General features: G+C 70.8%; 15 protein-coding genes. 11 read left to right on the top strand and 4 right to left on the bottom strand.

The annotated features are described in order from the left end of the window. The first annotated feature begins 23 nt into the window (after positions 1-23). The 7 genes from IEZ15_RS44955 (at position 24) to IEZ15_RS24030 (ending at position 7,603) form a co-directional block, all read left to right on the top strand. A complete protein-coding gene (locus IEZ15_RS44955) occupies positions 24-1,394 on the top strand; it encodes a serine hydrolase domain-containing protein (RefSeq protein ID WP_229846074.1) in 1,371 nt (456 codons plus the stop codon). A 1-nt stretch (position 1,395) separates the two neighbouring features. Continuing rightward, entirely contained in the window at positions 1,396-2,541 is a 1,146-nt protein-coding gene (locus tag IEZ15_RS24055; protein WP_229846073.1) for a M20 family metallopeptidase, read from the top strand. Further along, on the top strand, positions 2,538-3,395 hold the full coding sequence (locus tag IEZ15_RS24050) for a GNAT family N-acetyltransferase (RefSeq protein WP_229846072.1): 858 nt from the start codon (positions 2,538-2,540) through the stop codon (positions 3,393-3,395). The genes IEZ15_RS24055 and IEZ15_RS24050 overlap by 4 nt, the downstream gene beginning before the upstream one ends. Next, positions 3,392-4,498, top strand: coding sequence for an o-succinylbenzoate synthase (gene menC, locus IEZ15_RS24045; protein WP_114248069.1), 1,107 nt, complete (start codon positions 3,392-3,394; stop codon positions 4,496-4,498). Before IEZ15_RS24050 ends, menC begins: the two co-directional genes overlap by 4 nt. After that, a complete protein-coding gene (locus tag IEZ15_RS24040; RefSeq protein ID WP_189279308.1) occupies positions 4,495-5,409 on the top strand; it encodes a serine hydrolase in 915 nt (304 codons plus the stop codon). The genes menC and IEZ15_RS24040 overlap by 4 nt, the downstream gene beginning before the upstream one ends. Before the next feature lie 2 nt (positions 5,410-5,411). Then, positions 5,412-7,010, top strand: coding sequence for a PucR family transcriptional regulator (locus IEZ15_RS24035; protein ID WP_189279307.1), 1,599 nt, complete (start codon positions 5,412-5,414; stop codon positions 7,008-7,010). A gap of 146 nt (positions 7,011-7,156) precedes the next feature. Then, positions 7,157-7,603 (top strand): nitroreductase family deazaflavin-dependent oxidoreductase, encoded by a 447-nt coding sequence (locus IEZ15_RS24030; RefSeq protein ID WP_114248072.1) that lies wholly within the window; start codon positions 7,157-7,159, stop codon positions 7,601-7,603. 75 nt (positions 7,604-7,678) lie between these two features. Here the strand turns inward: IEZ15_RS24030 and IEZ15_RS24025 are convergent, their stop codons facing one another. Continuing rightward, the gene (locus IEZ15_RS24025) at positions 7,679-8,410 is read right to left on the bottom strand and encodes a flavodoxin family protein (RefSeq protein WP_189279306.1); all 732 of its coding nucleotides are present in this window, start codon (positions 8,408-8,410) and stop codon (positions 7,679-7,681) included. Between the two features lie 167 nt (positions 8,411-8,577). Beyond that, positions 8,578-9,813: an MFS transporter gene (locus IEZ15_RS24020; protein ID WP_229846085.1), complete on the bottom strand. Its 1,236-nt coding sequence runs from the start codon at positions 9,811-9,813 to the stop codon at positions 8,578-8,580. A 118-nt stretch (positions 9,814-9,931) separates the two neighbouring features. Between IEZ15_RS24020 and IEZ15_RS24015 the strand changes: the two genes are divergently transcribed. The 4 genes from IEZ15_RS24015 (at position 9,932) to IEZ15_RS24000 (ending at position 12,900) form a co-directional block, all read left to right on the top strand. Then, on the top strand, positions 9,932-10,408 hold the full coding sequence (locus IEZ15_RS24015; protein WP_114248075.1) for a winged helix-turn-helix transcriptional regulator: 477 nt from the start codon (positions 9,932-9,934) through the stop codon (positions 10,406-10,408). A 136-nt stretch (positions 10,409-10,544) separates the two neighbouring features. Then, the gene (locus IEZ15_RS24010; RefSeq protein ID WP_189279304.1) at positions 10,545-11,222 is read left to right on the top strand and encodes an ABC transporter permease; all 678 of its coding nucleotides are present in this window, start codon (positions 10,545-10,547) and stop codon (positions 11,220-11,222) included. Continuing rightward, complete coding sequence (locus IEZ15_RS24005; RefSeq protein WP_189279338.1) at positions 11,219-11,896, top strand: ABC transporter permease; 678 nt, start codon at positions 11,219-11,221, stop codon at positions 11,894-11,896. Before IEZ15_RS24010 ends, IEZ15_RS24005 begins: the two co-directional genes overlap by 4 nt. After that, complete coding sequence (locus IEZ15_RS24000; RefSeq protein WP_189279303.1) at positions 11,893-12,900, top strand: ABC transporter substrate-binding protein; 1,008 nt, start codon at positions 11,893-11,895, stop codon at positions 12,898-12,900. The genes IEZ15_RS24005 and IEZ15_RS24000 overlap by 4 nt, the downstream gene beginning before the upstream one ends. A 77-nt stretch (positions 12,901-12,977) precedes the next feature. Here IEZ15_RS24000 and IEZ15_RS23995 read toward each other — a convergent pair whose 3' ends face one another. Together IEZ15_RS23995 and IEZ15_RS23990 are read right to left on the bottom strand one after the other, a co-directional pair. Beyond that, positions 12,978-14,579 carry a TROVE domain-containing protein gene (locus IEZ15_RS23995; protein ID WP_189279302.1) on the bottom strand — a complete coding sequence of 534 codons (1,602 nt, stop codon included), beginning with the start codon at positions 14,577-14,579 and terminating at the stop codon, positions 12,978-12,980. A gap of 426 nt (positions 14,580-15,005) precedes the next feature. Next, positions 15,006-15,980: an acetylxylan esterase gene (locus IEZ15_RS23990; protein ID WP_189279301.1), complete on the bottom strand. Its 975-nt coding sequence runs from the start codon at positions 15,978-15,980 to the stop codon at positions 15,006-15,008. Positions 15,981-15,997: the final 17 nt, after the last annotated feature.

The following is a 15,997-nucleotide window of genomic DNA, read 5'->3' as shown; positions in this document are numbered from 1 at the left end:
ACGAAACGGAATCGGAGCCGAACATGACCGACACCACCGACCTGTCCGCCCGCTGGACCGCCCGCCTCACCGAACTGACCGCCCGTCACTCCGTCCCCGGCGCCAACCTCGGCATCCTGCACCGTGGCGAACTGATCGCGGAGGCCGCTGTAGGCCTGGCCAACACCGACGCCGGGATCGAGACGACCACCGACACCCTGTTTCAGATCGGCTCGATCTCCAAGGTGTGGACCACCACGGTGGCCATGGCCCTGGTCGACGAGGGGCTGCTCGAACTGGACGCGCCCATCGTCTCCGTACTCCCCGAACTGCGGCTCGCGAACGAGGAGCTGACCCGCGGCGTGACGCTCCGACATCTCCTGGACCACACCAGCGGCATCGACGGCGACCTCTTCACCGACACCGGCCGGGGCGACGACTGCCTGGAGAAGTTCGCCGCGCTGCTGGGTGACAGCACTCCCAACCACCCGCTCGGCGCCACCATGTCGTACTGCAACGCGGGCTTCACACTGCTCGGCAGGGTGCTGGAAGTCGTCACCGGCGTCCAGTGGGACGAGCTGATGCGTGAGCGCCTGTTCCGTCCGCTCGGCCTGACGCACACCGTGACCCTGCCCGAGGAGGCGCTGCGCTTCCGCGCCGCCATCGGACATCTGGGGGATCCGCCGTTGCAGGCCCCGCTGTGGGGCCTGATGCGTTCGGCCGGACCGGCCGGACTGATCTGCTCGACGCCGCGCGAGGTACTGCAGTTCGCCCGGCTGCACCTCGACAACGGCGTCACCGAGGAGGGCACCAAGATCCTCTCGGCCGAGGGCGTCACCGCCATGCAGACCCCGCAGATCGAGCTCCCCGACCCGTACATCCTGGGGAACGCCTGGGGGCTGGGCTGGTTCCTCGACACCTGGGACGGACAGCGGGTGTACGGACACGACGGCGGCACGATCGGGCAGAGCGCGTTCCTGCGGGTGCTGCCCGAGGCCGACCTGGCGATCTGCCTGCTCACCAATGGCGGCGACACCATGAGCCTCTACCGGGAGGTGTTCGCGGAGATCGTCCAGGAGCTGGCAGGCGTGACGATGCGCACCACCCTCCAGCCGGCCACGGAGCCGGTTGCGGTGGACCCCGCCGACTACGTCGGTGTGTACGAGCGGCTCTCCAGCCGGGTCGAGATCGTGGAGCGGGACGGCGGCCTGGTGATGCTCAACCGGATCACCGGACCGCTGGCCGAACTGACCCCCGACACGGAGCAGGAGTACGAGCTGCACCCGGTCGAGCCGGGGCTGTTCGTGGTGCAGCGGCCGGGGATGAAGTCCTGGTTCCCGGTCGTGTTCTACACACTCGCCGACGGCACGCCCTACATTCACCACGGTGGCCGCGCCACCCCCAAGGTGGGCTGACGTGACCGCAATCGCCACCGCCCTGGAGGCGGGGCTGCCGGGCCTGTTGGCCGACATCGAGGAGCTGGTCCGCACCGAGTCCCCCAGCGAGGACCTGGCTGCCGTCGCCGACTGCGCCCGGGTCGTCGCCGGGCTCGGCACCCGGCTGACCGGCGCGGCGCCCGAGTGGCTCGACGGCTCGGGACGGCCCGCTCTGCGCTGGCGCTTCGGCTCCGGCGACCGGGTGCTGCTGCTCGGCCACTTCGACACGGTGTGGCCGGTGGGCTCGCTGACGGGGCACCCCTTCGAGGTGGCCGGGGGACGGCTGACAGGACCCGGCTGCTTCGACATGAAGGCCGGCGTGGCGCAGCTGTTCCACGCGCTGTCGGTGCTCGACGACCTGGACGGGGTGTCGGTCCTGCTCACGGGCGACGAGGAGATCGGCTCCCCGACCTCGCGCACCCTGATCGAGGCCGAGGCCCGCCGAACCGGGGCCGTACTCGTCCTGGAGGCGAGCGAGGGCGGCGCACTGAAGACCGCGCGCAAGGGTGTGTCCGGCTACGAACTGAACATCACCGGACGCGCGGCGCACGCCGGACTCGAACCCCAGCGCGGGGTCAACACGACCACCGAACTGGCCCATCAGGTACTCGCGTTGTCCGCACTCGCCGATCCGGCGACCGGCACCACGGTGACGCCGACCGTGGCCTCCTCCGGCACCACCCGCAACACGGTGCCCGATGCGGCCCGGCTGCTGGTCGACGTACGGGTGGAGACGGTCGCCGAACAGGACCGGGTGGACCGTGCCGTGCAGGGGCTCGCGCCGGTGCTCGCGGGCGCCTCGCTGGGGCTCGCCGGAGGCCCGGACCGCCCGCCGCTGCAGGCGAGCGCGTCGGCGGAGCTGTTCGAACTCGCCCGAAGCCGCTACGCGGAGCTGGGCTTCGGCCCGCTGCGCGGTGTCGCGGTCGGCGGCGGATCCGACGGCAATCTCACCGCCGGAGCGGGCACGCCCACGCTGGACGGGCTCGGGGCCGTGGGCGGCGGGGCGCACGCGGACGACGAGCATGTGGTCGTCGCCGAGCTGCCCCGCCGCGCGGCACTCGTGGCCTCCCTGGTGGCCTCGCTCGTACGCGAGCCGCTGTCCGTACCCGGTCGGGTGACATCGTGAACGGTACGGAGGCGGCTGCCGCGGCAGCCGCCGCGGATCTGGCCGCGCACCGTGCCGGCGTGACCGTCACGGAGCTGCACGGGCTGGACGAGATGCTGGCGGCCTGCAAGGTGCTGGACCGGGTCTGGCGGCCCGTTCCCGGCAACCCGCTGATCACCCCGGAGCTGTTGCGGGTCTTCGCCCACTCCGGCAGCTATGTCGTCGGTGTCCACCAGGACGGCCGGATGGTCGGATTCTGCCTGGGCTTCCTGGCCACCGCCGGACTGCACTCGCACATCGCCGGGGTGGACGACAGCGTCCGGGGCCGCAATGTCGGCTTCGCCGTCAAACTCCATCAGCGGGCCTGGGCCCTGGCCCGTGGCATCACCGCGGTCACCTGGACCTTCGACCCGCTGATCAGCCGCAACGCCTACTTCAACCTGGCCAAACTGGGGGCGGCGCCGAGCGAGTACCTGGCCGACTTCTACGGCGCGATGCAGGACGAGGTCAATGCCGGGACCGAGACGGACCGGCTGATGGTCCGCTGGGAGCTGACCGGCCGTCATGCCGTCGGATCCGCGGCGGGCACACCTCACATCGTCACGGTCGACGAAGCGGGTGCACACGCCGTGGTCGGTCTGGACGCCAAGCCCGACGGCCGCCCCGCCGTCGGGCGCCGGGACGGCGACACCGTCCTCGTCCGGATCCCCACGGAGATCGAGACAGTGCGCCGCACCGACCCGCCCCTGGCCCGCGAATGGCGCTACGCGCTGCGCGAGGTACTCGGCGGCCTGATGGCCGAGGGACACACCGTCACCGGATTCACCCGGGACGGCTGGTACGTGATCGACAAACGTCAGGAGAGGCAGGCATGAAGCTCGTCGGTGTGGAACTGCGCCGGATCGCGATGCCGCTGGTCGCACCCTTCCGAACCTCGTTCGCCACCATGACCACCCGGGAGATCCTGCTGGTCAGGGTCGAGACCGAGCACCATGAGGGCTATGGCGAATGCGTCACCATGGCCGATCCGCTGTACTCCTCGGAGTACACCGCGGCCGCGGCGGACGTGCTGCGCAGCTATCTCGTGCCCGCGCTCACCGCCCTCCCGGCGCTCGACCCCTGGGCGGTCGCCCCGGCACTGGCCGCGTTCAAGGGGCACCGGATGGCCAAGGCCGCACTGGAGACCGCGGTGCTGGACGCCTGGCTGCGCGCCCATGAACTGTCGATGGGGCAGTGGCTGGGGGCGACGGCCGAGAGGGTGCCGGCCGGGGTGTCGGTCGGCATCATGGACTCGATCCCCGCACTGCTCGACGCCGTCGACGGCTATCTCGCCGAGGGCTATCTGCGGATCAAGCTGAAGATCGAACCAGGCTGGGACGTGGAACCGGTGCGTGCGGTCCGGGAGCGCTTCGGCGACGCCGTACTGCTCCAGGTGGACGCCAACACCGCGTACACCCTCGCCGACGCCGCACAGCTGGCCCGGCTCGACCCGTACGGGCTGCTGCTGATCGAACAGCCCCTGGACGAGGAGGACATCCGGGGCCACGCGGCACTGGCCGAACGGGTGCGCACCCCCATCTGTCTGGACGAATCCATCGTCTCGGCCCGCTCGGCGGCCGACGCGATCGCCATGGGTGCCTGTTCGGTCGTCAACATCAAGCCGGGGCGGGTCGGCGGCTATCTGGAGGCCCGGCGGATCCACGACGTGTGCGCCGCGCACAGCGTCCCGGTCTGGTGCGGCGGAATGCTGGAGACCGGCCTCGGCCGGGCCGCCAATGTCGCCCTCGCCGCCCTGCCGGGCTTCACCCTGCCCGGCGACACCTCCGCGTCCGACCGCTACTACCGGACCGACATCACCGAACCGTTCGTGCTGAAGGACGGCCATCTCGACGTGCCCCGCGCACCGGGGCTCGGACTCTCCCCGATCCCCGCACAGCTGGCCGAAGTGACCGAATCGACCGAATGGATCAGCCGATGACCGCAACTGTGTCAGGCACCGTCGGGAACAGGATCCGGACGGCGTTCGACGACGCCGAGGTCCAGGGGTACTTCTTCGCCCGAGAGGTGGACGGCGACCGCACGATCGGCGTCGCGGCGGACGAACCGGTCTGCCTCGCCTCCGTGTTCAAGATCCCGATCGCACTCGCCTACGCACGCGAGGCCGCCGCAGGACGGCTGGACAGGACCCAGCGCCACTCGGTGGACCCGCACTACCGCGACGGCGGCATCGGCACTTCCGGCTGCGCCGACCCGGTCGAGATGAGCCTGCGCGACCTGGTCCACATGATGCTGACGATGAGCGACAACGCAGCCACCGATGTGGTATTGGCCCGGGTCGGTCTCGACACCGTCAATGGACTGCTCGCCGAACTTGGCCTGCGCAAAACCCACTTGATCGGTGGCTGTCTGGAGCTGACCGGCTCGCTCTTCGCCGACCTCGGCGTGACCACCGAGGTCGAGGCGCACGCGAGGATGGCGGCACTCGCCACGCAGGGGCCCAAGGAGCTTCTGAAGCTTTCGGTGTGCGTCCCCGAACGCACCACCCGGGGGACGGCCCGCGACATCGCGGAACTGCTGGTCCGGATCTGGCGTGACGAGGCCGGCCCCGCCGAAGCCTGCGCCGAGGTACGGGCCGTGATGTCCCAGCAGATCTGGCCGCACCGACTGTGGTCCGGCTTCGACGACAGCTACCGCGTCGCCGGCAAGACCGGGACACTGCCGGGCTGGCGCAACGAGGCCGGGGTGATCGAGGACCGCGACGGCGGGCGCTGGGCGGTGGCAGTCTTCACCCGGTCCGACCGGCCGGACCTGCACAACTCCCGGGCGGACCGGGTGATCGGGCAGGTGGCAGCACTCGCCGTCGACGAACTCCGATCAACTACCTTGTGAAGATGACGGAGCAGCCGCGGGCCGTGCTCGGCCGGATCCTCAACGATCTGGGATCGACGCTGATCGAGGTGGTGGCCGGGCAGGCCGACCCGGCCCGCACCGTCAGCGGAGTGCTCATCCAGGACCCGCTGGACGAGCCGGCCAGGCTGCCCGGCGCGGTGGTGCTCGGCGTCGGCGTGTACGGCGCCGAGCCGGTCGCCGCTCTGGTCGACCGGGCCGCCGGGCTCGGCGCGGCGGCCGTGGTCGTCCGGTCCCCGGTCCCGGTGGACGGGCCGGTGGCCGAGGCGGCCGCGCGCACCGGCCTGACCGTGCTCGGCCTGACCCCCGGCGCGTCCTGGGCCCAGGTGGCCGCGCTGCTGCGGTCGCTGCTCGCGGTCGACGAACTGGGGACGGTGGGCGGCCCCGACGAGGCCGATGGCGCCGAGCCGCTCGCCGGTGACCTGTTCGCGCTGGCCAACGCGACGGCCGGACTGCTGGACGGCCCGGTCACCGTCGAGGACCGCAGCGGTCGGGTGCTCGCCTTCTCCAGCCGGCAGGACGAGGGCGACGACGCCAGGATCGCGACCGTCCTCGACCGTCAGGTGCCCGCCGAGAAGCTGCGCGCCCTGGAGCAACTCGGCGCCTTCCAGGCCCTCTACCGCAAGGAAGAACCCGTTTATGTGGCGGGCATCTCCGACAAGCCCCGCGTCGCGATCGCCGTCCGCGCAGGCGGCGAGATCCTCGGTTCGATCTGGGTCGTGGTCGACGGACCGCTGAGCGAGGACCGTATGCAGGCCCTGCAGGAGGCGGCGAAGGTGGCCGCCCTGCATCTGCTGCGCCACCGCACGGGCGAGGACGTCGAACGCCGGCTGCGCGCGGATCTGCTCGCCACGGTCCTGGAGGGCGGCACGCACGCACCGCAGGCCGCCGTACGGCTCGGCCTGTCCGCGCAGCCCGCATGCGTACTGGCGCTCGCGGTGACCGGCGAGCCGTCGGCGCCCGACCGGGTGGCCGCGGGCCACCGCATCGCCGAGGCCCTCGCCCTGCACCTGGCCGCGATCCATCCCCGTACGGCCGCGGCCTCACTCGGGGGCGTCACCTACGCGGTGCTGCCCACGAGTTCGGACGAGCACGCGCTACGGGTGGCCGACGCGTTCCTCGGCCGCATAGGCAACCGTGTCCCCGCCGTCATCGGCGTCGGCCGGCTCGCCGCCCGCCCGGCCGAACTGCGCCGCTCCCGCGCCGACGCGGACCGGGCGCTGCGCGTTCTCGGCTCCGGCCGCTCGCAGCGAACGGCCGCAAGGCTGTCGGACGTCTACGCCGCCTCGCTGCTGGAGGAGCTGACGGACCGGATCGCCGCCGAGGACGACCTCCCCGACGGCCCGGTCATCCGGCTGCGCGCCTACGACGCCCAGCACAACACCGCCCTCACGGACACTCTGGAGGCCTGGCTGAGCACCTTCGGCGATGTGGCCGCCGCCGCTGCCGCCGTACACATCCACCCCAACACCTTCCGCTACCGGCTCAAGCGGCTGGCCGTGGTGGCGGGCATCGATCTCGACGACCCGGAGGCGAGATTCGAAGCGATGCTGCAACTGCGGCTGAATCCGCCGCACCCCTGACGCCGGCCCGACTGCCGCCATGACACGCGGATCCGCCCGGCCCCGGGTGGGCGGAATGATGAAAGAGTTCTCGGAGCAGCGGGACGCACCTGTGCCCGCATGTCCGCGTGTCTGCGTAACCGAATGTCGACGATGGGACAGATGCCATGCCTCTCAAGGGCGAGTACGAGCCGAGCCCCGCGCAGTGGGTCCGCGATCAGGTCGAGCTGTTCGAGAGCTCGGGTGGGACGGAGGGGACCACGATGCGGGGCCTGCCGGTCATCCTCCTCACCACCCGCGGGGCCAGGAGCGGCAAGATCCGCAAGACCCCGCTGATGCGGGTCGAGCACAACGGCACGTATGCCGTGGTCGCCTCGCAGGGTGGCGCGCCCAAGCACCCCGTCTGGTACCACAACATCGTGGCCGACCCCCGCGTGGAGCTGCAGGACGGCCCGGTCCGACAGGACATGAACGCCCGTGAGGTCACCGGCGAGGAGAAGGCGGCGTGGTGGCAGCGCGCGGTCGAGGCGTTCCCCGACTACGCCGACTACCAGCTCAAGACCGACCGGCAGATTCCGGTCTTCGTCCTGGAGCCGGCAGCCGAACAGCACTGACGACCGCCCGGGGGAGGCGAGGGCCGTGCGCCCGCCGCGCCTCCCCGGACGCGGCCTCGTCAGCCGGGGGAGGGGTCAGCGGTGCTCCGGGTTGGGATAGTCCGAGCGGCAGCCCGCATCCCACTCGGAGCGCTGGTTGCCGTGGGCCGGGATGCCGTTCGCACGCCTCAGCATCGTGGCGAGATGCATCAGGTTCCAGGCCATGAAAGAGGTGTTGCGGTTGGTGAAGTCGTTCTCCGGACCACCCGACCCCGGGTCCAGATACGACGGGCCGGGCCCCGCCTCCCCGATCCAGCCCGCATCGGCCTGCGGAGGGATCGTGTAGCCGAGGTGCTGGAGGCTGTAGAGCAGATTCATCGCGCAGTGCTTGACCCCGTCCTCGTTCCCGGTGATCAGACAGCCGCCCACCCGGCCGTAATACGCGTATTGGTCCTTGTCGTTGAGGATGCTGGAACAGGCGTAGAGACGCTCGACGACCCGTTTCATCACCGAGCTGTTGTCCCCCAGCCAGATCGGCCCGCACAGCACCAGGATGTCGGCGGCCATCACCTTCTCGTACAGCTCCGGCCAGGCGTCCGTCTGCCAGCCGTGCTCCCGCATGTCCGGCCAGACGCCGGTCGCGATGTCGTGGTCGACGGCCCGGACCACCTCGGTGGTGACGCCGTGCTCCTCCATGATCGCGCGGCTGTGGTCGATCAGCCCCTGCGTATTGCTGGTCTCCGGGGAGCGCTTGAGCGTGCAGTTGAGGTAGAGCGCGTGCAGATCGTCGAAGCGGTAGGTGTCATCGGTGAGGCCGGGCGACGACATGCGGGGGCTCCTCGGTATGTATACGGGGAAGGGATGTGAACCCCGGTCTACCGTCAGGTGCGGCCGTACCGGGCGGTAGGCGCGCGGGTGCCCCCCATACGCAGCAAGTCCGGCCCCCGGTCTCGCCGGGCCTGCCGTGCCGGTGCAGTGGGCGTCGCCCCCGGTCATCAGGCGGATGCGCTCGGCGCTCCGGTCGTGCCTGCCCGAGGCGTCTCATTGCGGGTCGCCGCCCACACGAGCAGCGCGAGTGCGCTGATCGCGGCGCCGAGAACGCACACCGCACCCCATCCGGCCATCGCGTAGACGGTTGTCGAGGCGAGGGCGCCCGTAGCGCTGCCGACCGAGTAGAAGACCATGTAACCGCCGATCAGACGGCTGCCCGCGTCGGGACGGACCGCGTAGATCAGGCTCTGGCTGGTGACATGGACGGCCTGCACGGCGAGGTCGAGGACGATCGCGCCGACCGCCAGTGCCAACAGCGACTGCCGGGTGAGGGCGAGGGGGAGCCACGACGCGGTGAGCAGGGCCAGTGCTACGCCGGTTGTCCACCCGGCGAGGCCGCGGTCGTGCAGGCGCCCGGCCGGAGCGGCCGCGAGCGCGCCCGCCGCCCCGGCGAGCCCGAACGCGCCGATGGCTGTGTGCGACAGAGACAGCGGGGGTTCGCTCAGCGGCAGCGCGACGCAGCTCCACAGGGTGCTGAACGCGGCGAAGATCAGCAGGGCGAGCAGAGCTCGGACACGGAGTACGCGTTCCTCGGCGAACAGGACGAGTGTTGAACGCAGCAACTGCATGTATCGCATGGGGGTGGGCGGTGTGGCGCGTCGTGGCAGCACGCGATGCAGGGACAGGGTGAGCGCAAGGGTCAGTACCGCCGATGTGAGGTAGACCGATCGCCAGCCCGCCAGGTCGGCCAGTGCGCCGGAGACCGTGCGGGCCAGCAGGATTCCGATGACGATTCCGCTGGTGACCAGGCCGACCGCACGGCCGCGTCGGTCCGGGGCGGACAGCGACGCGGCGAACGCCACGAGGGTCTGCGTCACCACGGCGAGAAAGCCCACCGCGGCCAGGGCGGTCAGCAGGATCGGTGCGGTGGCCGCGGTTCCGGTTGCGATGAGTGCCGTCGCCAGCAGTACCAGCTGGGTCACGACGAGGCGCCGCCGGTCGACCAGATCGCCCAGGGGCACGAGCAGGAACAGCCCGAGACCGTATCCGATCTGGGTGAGGGTGACGACGATGCCGACGGTCGCCGGACTGATCCGGAAGTCCCGGCTCAGGGTGGCGAGCAGGGGTTGCGCGAAGTAGACATTGGCCACCGCCAAGCCGGACGCGACCGCGAACAGCAGTGTCGTGCGTCCGGACAGGGCGCGAGCCGGTGTTCCCCCGTCGGCCTTCTCGGACCGCATCGTGCTCTCGCTGCCGGCCATGTGACACCCCTCGATCAGGTTGGTTGCATTTTGCTACCAGGTTGATCGTAGTCTCATCTGGTAGCATGTTGCAACCGATGGTGTGAGGGAGGACCGCATGGTCAAGCGGACGCGCTTCAACGAGAGCGACTGCCCGGTGGCTCGTTCGGTCGATGCGATCGGCGACTGGTGGTCGCTCCTGATCGTCCGCGACGCGTTCGACGGCAGTCGCCGCTTCGGGGAGTTCCAGCGCAGCCTGGGCGTGGCGAAGAACATCCTCGCGTCGCGCCTGCGCGATCTGGTCGCGGGCGGCATCCTCGACATGGCTCCGGCGGCCGACGGCAGCGCGTACCACGAATACGTGCTGACGCCCAAGGGCAGGGATCTCTTCCCGGTCATCGTGGCGCTGCGGCAGTGGGGCGAGGGCCACTTCTTCGATCCCGGCGAACCGCACTCGGAGATGGTCGACCTGCGGCACGGCCGCCCGCCCCGGGCGCTGGAGGTCCACTCGGCCGACGGGCGGCAGCTCGGACCGGACGACATCACGGTGAAGAAGGTCGAACGCCCCGCGGGCGCGGCAGCAGCGTCCGAATAGGCCGCGGTGCCGCACGGTTCGGCGGTGCCGCCATGCGCCCGTCCGTCCGCGTCACGCGCGTACGACCCCCACACGGTCCCCCCGGACAGTCGATCAGGACGCGCGTCCACCCGCCCGCCCGCGCTCCAATGGACGGGTGACCGCGCCTCCCGACGACTGCCTCGCGCGCAATGAGTGGCTTTGCGGCGCCTACCTGACCAGCCGTCGCGAGATTCTCTGGGACGCCGTCGTCCAGCATCTTCAGCTCACCGTGGTCTCCGTACTCCTCGGACTGGTCCTCGCCGTTCCGCTCGCCCTCGCGGCGCGCCGCCGGCGCTGGGCGGCCGGCCCGGTCCTCGGCGTGACGACCATCCTCTACACCGTGCCGTCGCTCGCCATGTTCTCTCTGCTGCTGCCGGTGTACGGACTCTCCGCCTCGCTCGTCGTCGCCGGACTCGTCCTGTACTCGCTCACCCTCCTCGTAAGGAACATCCTCGCCGGACTGCGCGCCGTGCCCGCGGAGACCAGGCAGGCCGCACGCGGCATGGGGTACGGCCCCGTGCGTCTACTCGTCGCCGTGGAGCTTCCCCTGGCCCTGCCCGCCGCCATGGCCGGACTGCGTATCGCGACCGTCTCCGCGGTCTCCCTGGTCACGGTCGGTGCGATCGTCGGCTACGGCGGACTCGGCAACCTCATCTACTCCGGGATGAACACGTACTTCAAGGCCCAGGTGCTCACCGCCTCCGTCCTCTGCGTCGTCATCGCCGTCGCCGCCGACGTGCTGCTTCTTCTCGCGCAACGAATCCTGACCCCGTGGACCCGGAGGCGGTCGTGAACACCCTCGCCGCCGCCTGGTCCTGGCTCACGACCCCGGCGCACTGGTCCGGCGACGGCGGCATCTGGAACCGTGTGGGCCAGCATCTGTTCCTCACTGTCGTCTGCCTGCTGATCAGCTGTCTGATCGCGCTGCCCATCGCCCTGGTCCTCGGCCATCTCGGCAAGGGCGGCGCGCTCGCCGTCAACATCTCCAACATCGGCCGGGCCGTCCCCACCTTCGCCGTGCTGGTGCTGCTGATCCTCACCCCGATCGGCGGGCACGGAGAGTGGCCGACCATCGTCGCCCTCGTCCTCTTTGCCGTACCGCCGCTGCTCACCAACGCCTACATCGGCATGCGCGAGGTCGACCGCGACGTCGTGCGGGCGGCCACCGGAATGGGTATGACGGGCAGGCAGCTGATGCTGGGCGTGGAGGTGCCGCTCGCCCTGCCCCTGATTCTCACCGGCGTACGGATCGCCGCCGTCCAGCTCGTCGCCACCGCCACTCTCGCGGCGCTGGCGGGCGGCGGGGGACTCGGCCGCATCATCACCGCGGGCTTCAACCTCGCCTCCACCGCGCAGGTGGTCGCCGGGGCCGTGCTCGTAGCCGTCTTCGCCTTGATCGTCGAGGGGCTCTTCGCTGTGGCGCAACGGCTCGCCCCCGACCGGTTTTGCGGCGAGGGATCCGGATGAGGCCGCGCAATGCCCTCCTTGTGCTCCTCGTGCTCCTGCTGTCGGCGAGCGCGTGCACCACCGGGCCCTCTCTGGAGAACCAGGGTGAGATCACCGCACCGCCGGGCGACAGCACACACCTCACCATCGGCTCCGCGGGCTTCACCGAGAGCGATCTGCTCGCCCAGATGTACGCGCTGCTGCTCGACCGGGCCGGGTACTCCACAAAGATCATCTCCGTCAGCAACCGTGAGATCTACGAACCGGCGCTGGAGAGCGGCCAGATCGACGTCGTACCGGAGTACGCGGCCACTTTCGCGGACTGGCTGAACGCCAAGAAGAACGGCGCCGACGCAGGCCCCGTCGGCTCGCCCGACCTCACCGCCACGATGAAGGCGCTGCGCGCCCTCGCCGCACCCCGTGGCCTCACCGTCCTCGACCCCGGGCGCGCCGTCGACCGGAACGCCTTCGCGGTCGCCGCCCCGTATGCGGCGAAACACCACCTGAAGACCCTCAGCGACCTCGGAGGATCCGGACTGCCCGTGCGCCTGGCCGCCGGCGACGAATGCGTACAACGCCCCTACTGCGCAATCGGGCTGAAGAAGACGTACGGCATCCGCATCACGGCCGTGGACCCCAAGGGCGTCGGCACCACCCAGGCCAAACAGGCCGTCCGGAACGGTCAGGACCAGATGGTCCTGACCACCACCACCGATGCCACCCTCGACGACTTCGGCCTCGTCCTGCTCGCCGACGACAAGCACTTGCAGAACGCCGACTACCTCGTCCCCGTCGTCAACCGGTCCCGGGCGGGCAGCGAAGGCGTACGCAAGGCGCTGGACAAGCTCAACACCGTTCTGACGACCGCCGACCTGGCCCGGCTCAACGAGCAGGTCGACAGCTGGCGACGGCTCCCCGAGGACGTGGCACGCATCTATCTGGAGTCCAGGAACCTCATCCCGCGCGGCTGGAAGACTCCTGAAGATCTCGCTCGGGCCACCCGACTCATGCCGGATTGCCAGTAAATGCAAAGCGGGCTGAATCGGCGCAAGTCGGGTGCTGCTTCGAGATCCTCAGCGGTCTCCTCAGCCGTGTCCTGGGATCAGGCCGGCTCAGCGGTCCACGGCCAAGCGGCCTCGCGGCCGGCCTCGATGAGGCCGACCATCCGGAACGCGGCGTCCGTGAGGCCGCCGAAGGTGTGCCGGTGGGGGCCCGTGGGGCCGTGGGCGGGCCGGTACCCCGCAAGGTTCCACGTGTAGACCGGAATGTCGGCGGGGACCGGTTCGGCCGGCCCGCCTGGGTCGTAGGAGGCGGCCTGCTCGTCGGTGACGATCAGGACCCGGTCGTGCTCCTGGTAATGCTTCCGTACCGCCTTCGTGGTGTAGGTGCCTCCGAGGCTACGGAATCGTTTCAGCACCTCGAGCACCGGCTCGCCCGGCTCGAACGGCACCTCTGCGCTGCCCCAGCCGAACTCCACCAGATCCGCCTGCTCGGCACGCATGGCCAGCGCGGTGCCGAACACGGCCGCCGCGTCCGCCCGAGTCAGCTCGGACCGCTCGGAGACGGTGTCCCAGAACATGGAGTCCGACCGGTCCACCAGGATCAGAGTCCGGCCGGGCAGGGGCGGTACGTTGGCCAGGGAGTGGCCCAGCGCCCGTTCCAGCGCGACCGCCCAGCGCTGCGACGGCGCGTGCTGGTGGGCGGCCAGGTAGCGGAAGGGGAACTGCCGGGACCGGGCGACCTCGGAGGCGTCCGAGAGCCGTGCGGCGACCCGGGCCGCGACTTCGTCCGAGACCCCCGCCTCGTCGAAGTTCCGCAGATTCCGCATGAGCGCCATCGGCGCCATCGTGGGGATCGCGGCTTCCCAGACGGCGGCGTCCATCGGTCCGTGGAGCCAGCCCGCCAGGGCCTCCCACGTCATGCCCGCCGCGGCCAGCCGCTCGGGGCCGCCCGGCCCGGTCACCACCGCCCGCCGCTCGTCCGCAGCCGACTCCATCAACGCCCGATGAGCAGTCAGCAGGTGGTCGGAGGCCGGCGGAACCGCCTGCTCCGGGTGGTGGCGGCGGTCCAGGGCGTACCGGAAGAGCGCGCCCTGCCAGGGCTTGTCCGGGTCGGGGGAGGCGTGCACCAGGTTGAGCACGTCGCCGAAGCGGAAGCCCTTGGACACGGTGTCGTACTTGAGCAGGGACCGGGACGTGTACAGCCGGCGTACGCCGTCGGCGATGCCCCGCTTCACGGGCTGCGGCACGTTTCGCCCGTACACCGAGATCCAGTGGGCGAGCAGCTCGCCGGGCTCGTCGGCGCGCCGGAGCACCGAGTCGATCACGGACCGGTTGGACGGGCCTGCGGACTCCCCGGCCTCGAGCCGGGCCCGCACGTACGCGGCGGCGCCCACCAGGGACGCCGTGCGCATGTTGCCCTCGCTGCGAAGCCAGCGCAGCAGGCCGGCCGTCCACACGGGGTCCTGCACAGCGAGTTCACCGACGAGCCGGGCGTACCGGTCGTCCCGCTCTTCACCGCTCTCGTAAAAGGTCCGCTGGGAGACGAAGTTGCCGACCGCAAGGAGGAAGAGCTCCTCGCGGGGCTCCCGGACGAAGGCCGGGCCGCCCTCGTAGGTGCGCAAGTCCGGCCTGGCGGGCCCGTGATGGAGCCGTGGTGGGGGCAGGGAGCGGGCGGCCGCCGAGACGTGCGGGGCCACGAGCATCTCGGGCCAGATCTTGGAGACGCGCGGGGTGTGACGAGGCAGCGAATCCCCCCGGATTCAATGGATTGGACGGGCCCCGGCCAAAAGATCCGACGGGGCGAAGACGCCCGCGCCTGCCGAGATCAAAGGGGCGGCGGCATCACTTGGTTGTCATAAGGAAGTAGCCGCAGCCGAGCGCATCGGAGGCGCGGTCGCGCTGCCAACCTACAAGGGTCACCGGGCCGCACACCAGCGATTAACGCAGGCCCGTTCTCGGGCTCGGACATGGGCGCCGTCGGCCCCGGGGAGGGAGGGCCGTGCGGGGCACACGAAAGCGTGCCGACCCGATGGCGGTGGCCCGGACGCCCAGGCAGTTTCGTTTGATCAGACTGGCTCACCGACCCCGCAACGCATTGACGCGGCGCTGCACCGGGGCCGCTCCTCGGATCACGCCTTCAGCTTCCCGGGCAGCCAGCCCAGCTGCGCGGCCTCCTGGAACGGCCCACCGCCCTCGTGATCGTTGAAGTCGTACACCTCGATGGCCTTGTCCTGGTGGGCGTACGCGTTGAAGGCGGCGAAGACGGTCGAGGGCGGGCAGGTCATGTCCTCCAGAGCCGTCGAGAACAGTGCCGGTGCACGCCCGCGTGCGGCGAAGTGCACCCCGTCGAAGTAGGACAGAGTGGCCCTCGCCTGTTCGGCCCGGCCCCGGTGCGTCTTGAGGTAGCTGCCCACCTCGCGGTACGGGTTGCGGTCGGTGACGGTCAGCGCGCGGGGGAAGTCGCACAGGAACGGGACGTCCGGCGCGATCGCCGTGAGGTCGGGTATCAGCCCGCCGACGGCGAGCGTGATGCCGCCGCCCTGACTCACACCGATGGCCGCGGTGCGCGCCGCATCGGTCAGCGGATGCGAGCGCGCCGCCTCCACCGCACGTACCGCGTCGGTGAACACGCGCCGGTAGTAGAACGCGTGCGGGTCCTCGATGCCCCGGGTCATGAAACCGGGGTACGAGGGCGCGCTGCCCACCGGGTCGGGGGTGTCGCCGACGAGCCAGCCGCTGCCCTGGCCCCGGGTGTCCATCACGAAGTGGGCGAAACCGGCCGACGCCCAGAGCAGATGGGTGTGGGCCAGGCCCCGCCCGCCGCCGTAGCCGATGAACTCCACGACCACCGGCAGCGGTTCGGTGGTGCCCGCCGGGAGAACGAACCAGCCCTTGACCGGGTGACCGCCGAAGCCGGCGAACGTCACGTCGTACACGTCGACGGTCGTCAGCCCGGTGCCCGTACGCAGCTCGAACCGGGCGTCGAGGTCGTGGGACCTGGCCTCGTCGAGGGTCTCGGACCAGAACGCGTCGAAGTCCTCCGGCTCCACCGAACGGCTGCGATAGTCACGCAGTTCATCGAGGGGCAGATCGAACAGGGACATGCGGAACCGCCTTTTGC

This window comes from Streptomyces atratus (genome assembly GCF_014648655.1).
Lineage (GTDB): Bacteria > Actinomycetota > Actinomycetes > Streptomycetales > Streptomycetaceae > Streptomyces > Streptomyces atratus.
This window is presented reverse-complemented; position numbering and strand designations above follow the sequence as displayed.

Excerpts from the sequence above, each read along its gene's own strand:
- IEZ15_RS44955 (WP_229846074.1), top strand. The coding sequence starts at position 24 with ATGACCGACACCACCGACCTGTCCGCCCGCTGGACCGCCCGCCTCACC.
- menC (WP_114248069.1), top strand. The coding sequence starts at position 3,392 with ATGAAGCTCGTCGGTGTGGAACTGCGCCGGATCGCGATGCCGCTGGTC.
- IEZ15_RS24040 (WP_189279308.1), top strand. The coding sequence starts at position 4,495 with ATGACCGCAACTGTGTCAGGCACCGTCGGGAACAGGATCCGGACGGCG.
- IEZ15_RS24035 (WP_189279307.1), top strand. The coding sequence starts at position 5,412 with ATGACGGAGCAGCCGCGGGCCGTGCTCGGCCGGATCCTCAACGATCTG.
- IEZ15_RS24030 (WP_114248072.1), top strand. The coding sequence starts at position 7,157 with ATGCCTCTCAAGGGCGAGTACGAGCCGAGCCCCGCGCAGTGGGTCCGC.
- IEZ15_RS24025 (WP_189279306.1), bottom strand. The coding sequence starts at position 8,410 with ATGTCGTCGCCCGGCCTCACCGATGACACCTACCGCTTCGACGATCTG.
- IEZ15_RS24020 (WP_229846085.1), bottom strand. The coding sequence starts at position 9,813 with ATGCGGTCCGAGAAGGCCGACGGGGGAACACCGGCTCGCGCCCTGTCC.
- IEZ15_RS24015 (WP_114248075.1), top strand. The coding sequence starts at position 9,932 with ATGGTCAAGCGGACGCGCTTCAACGAGAGCGACTGCCCGGTGGCTCGT.
- IEZ15_RS24000 (WP_189279303.1), top strand. The coding sequence starts at position 11,893 with ATGAGGCCGCGCAATGCCCTCCTTGTGCTCCTCGTGCTCCTGCTGTCG.
- IEZ15_RS23995 (WP_189279302.1), bottom strand. The coding sequence starts at position 14,579 with ATGCTCGTGGCCCCGCACGTCTCGGCGGCCGCCCGCTCCCTGCCCCCA.
- IEZ15_RS23990 (WP_189279301.1), bottom strand. The coding sequence starts at position 15,980 with ATGTCCCTGTTCGATCTGCCCCTCGATGAACTGCGTGACTATCGCAGC.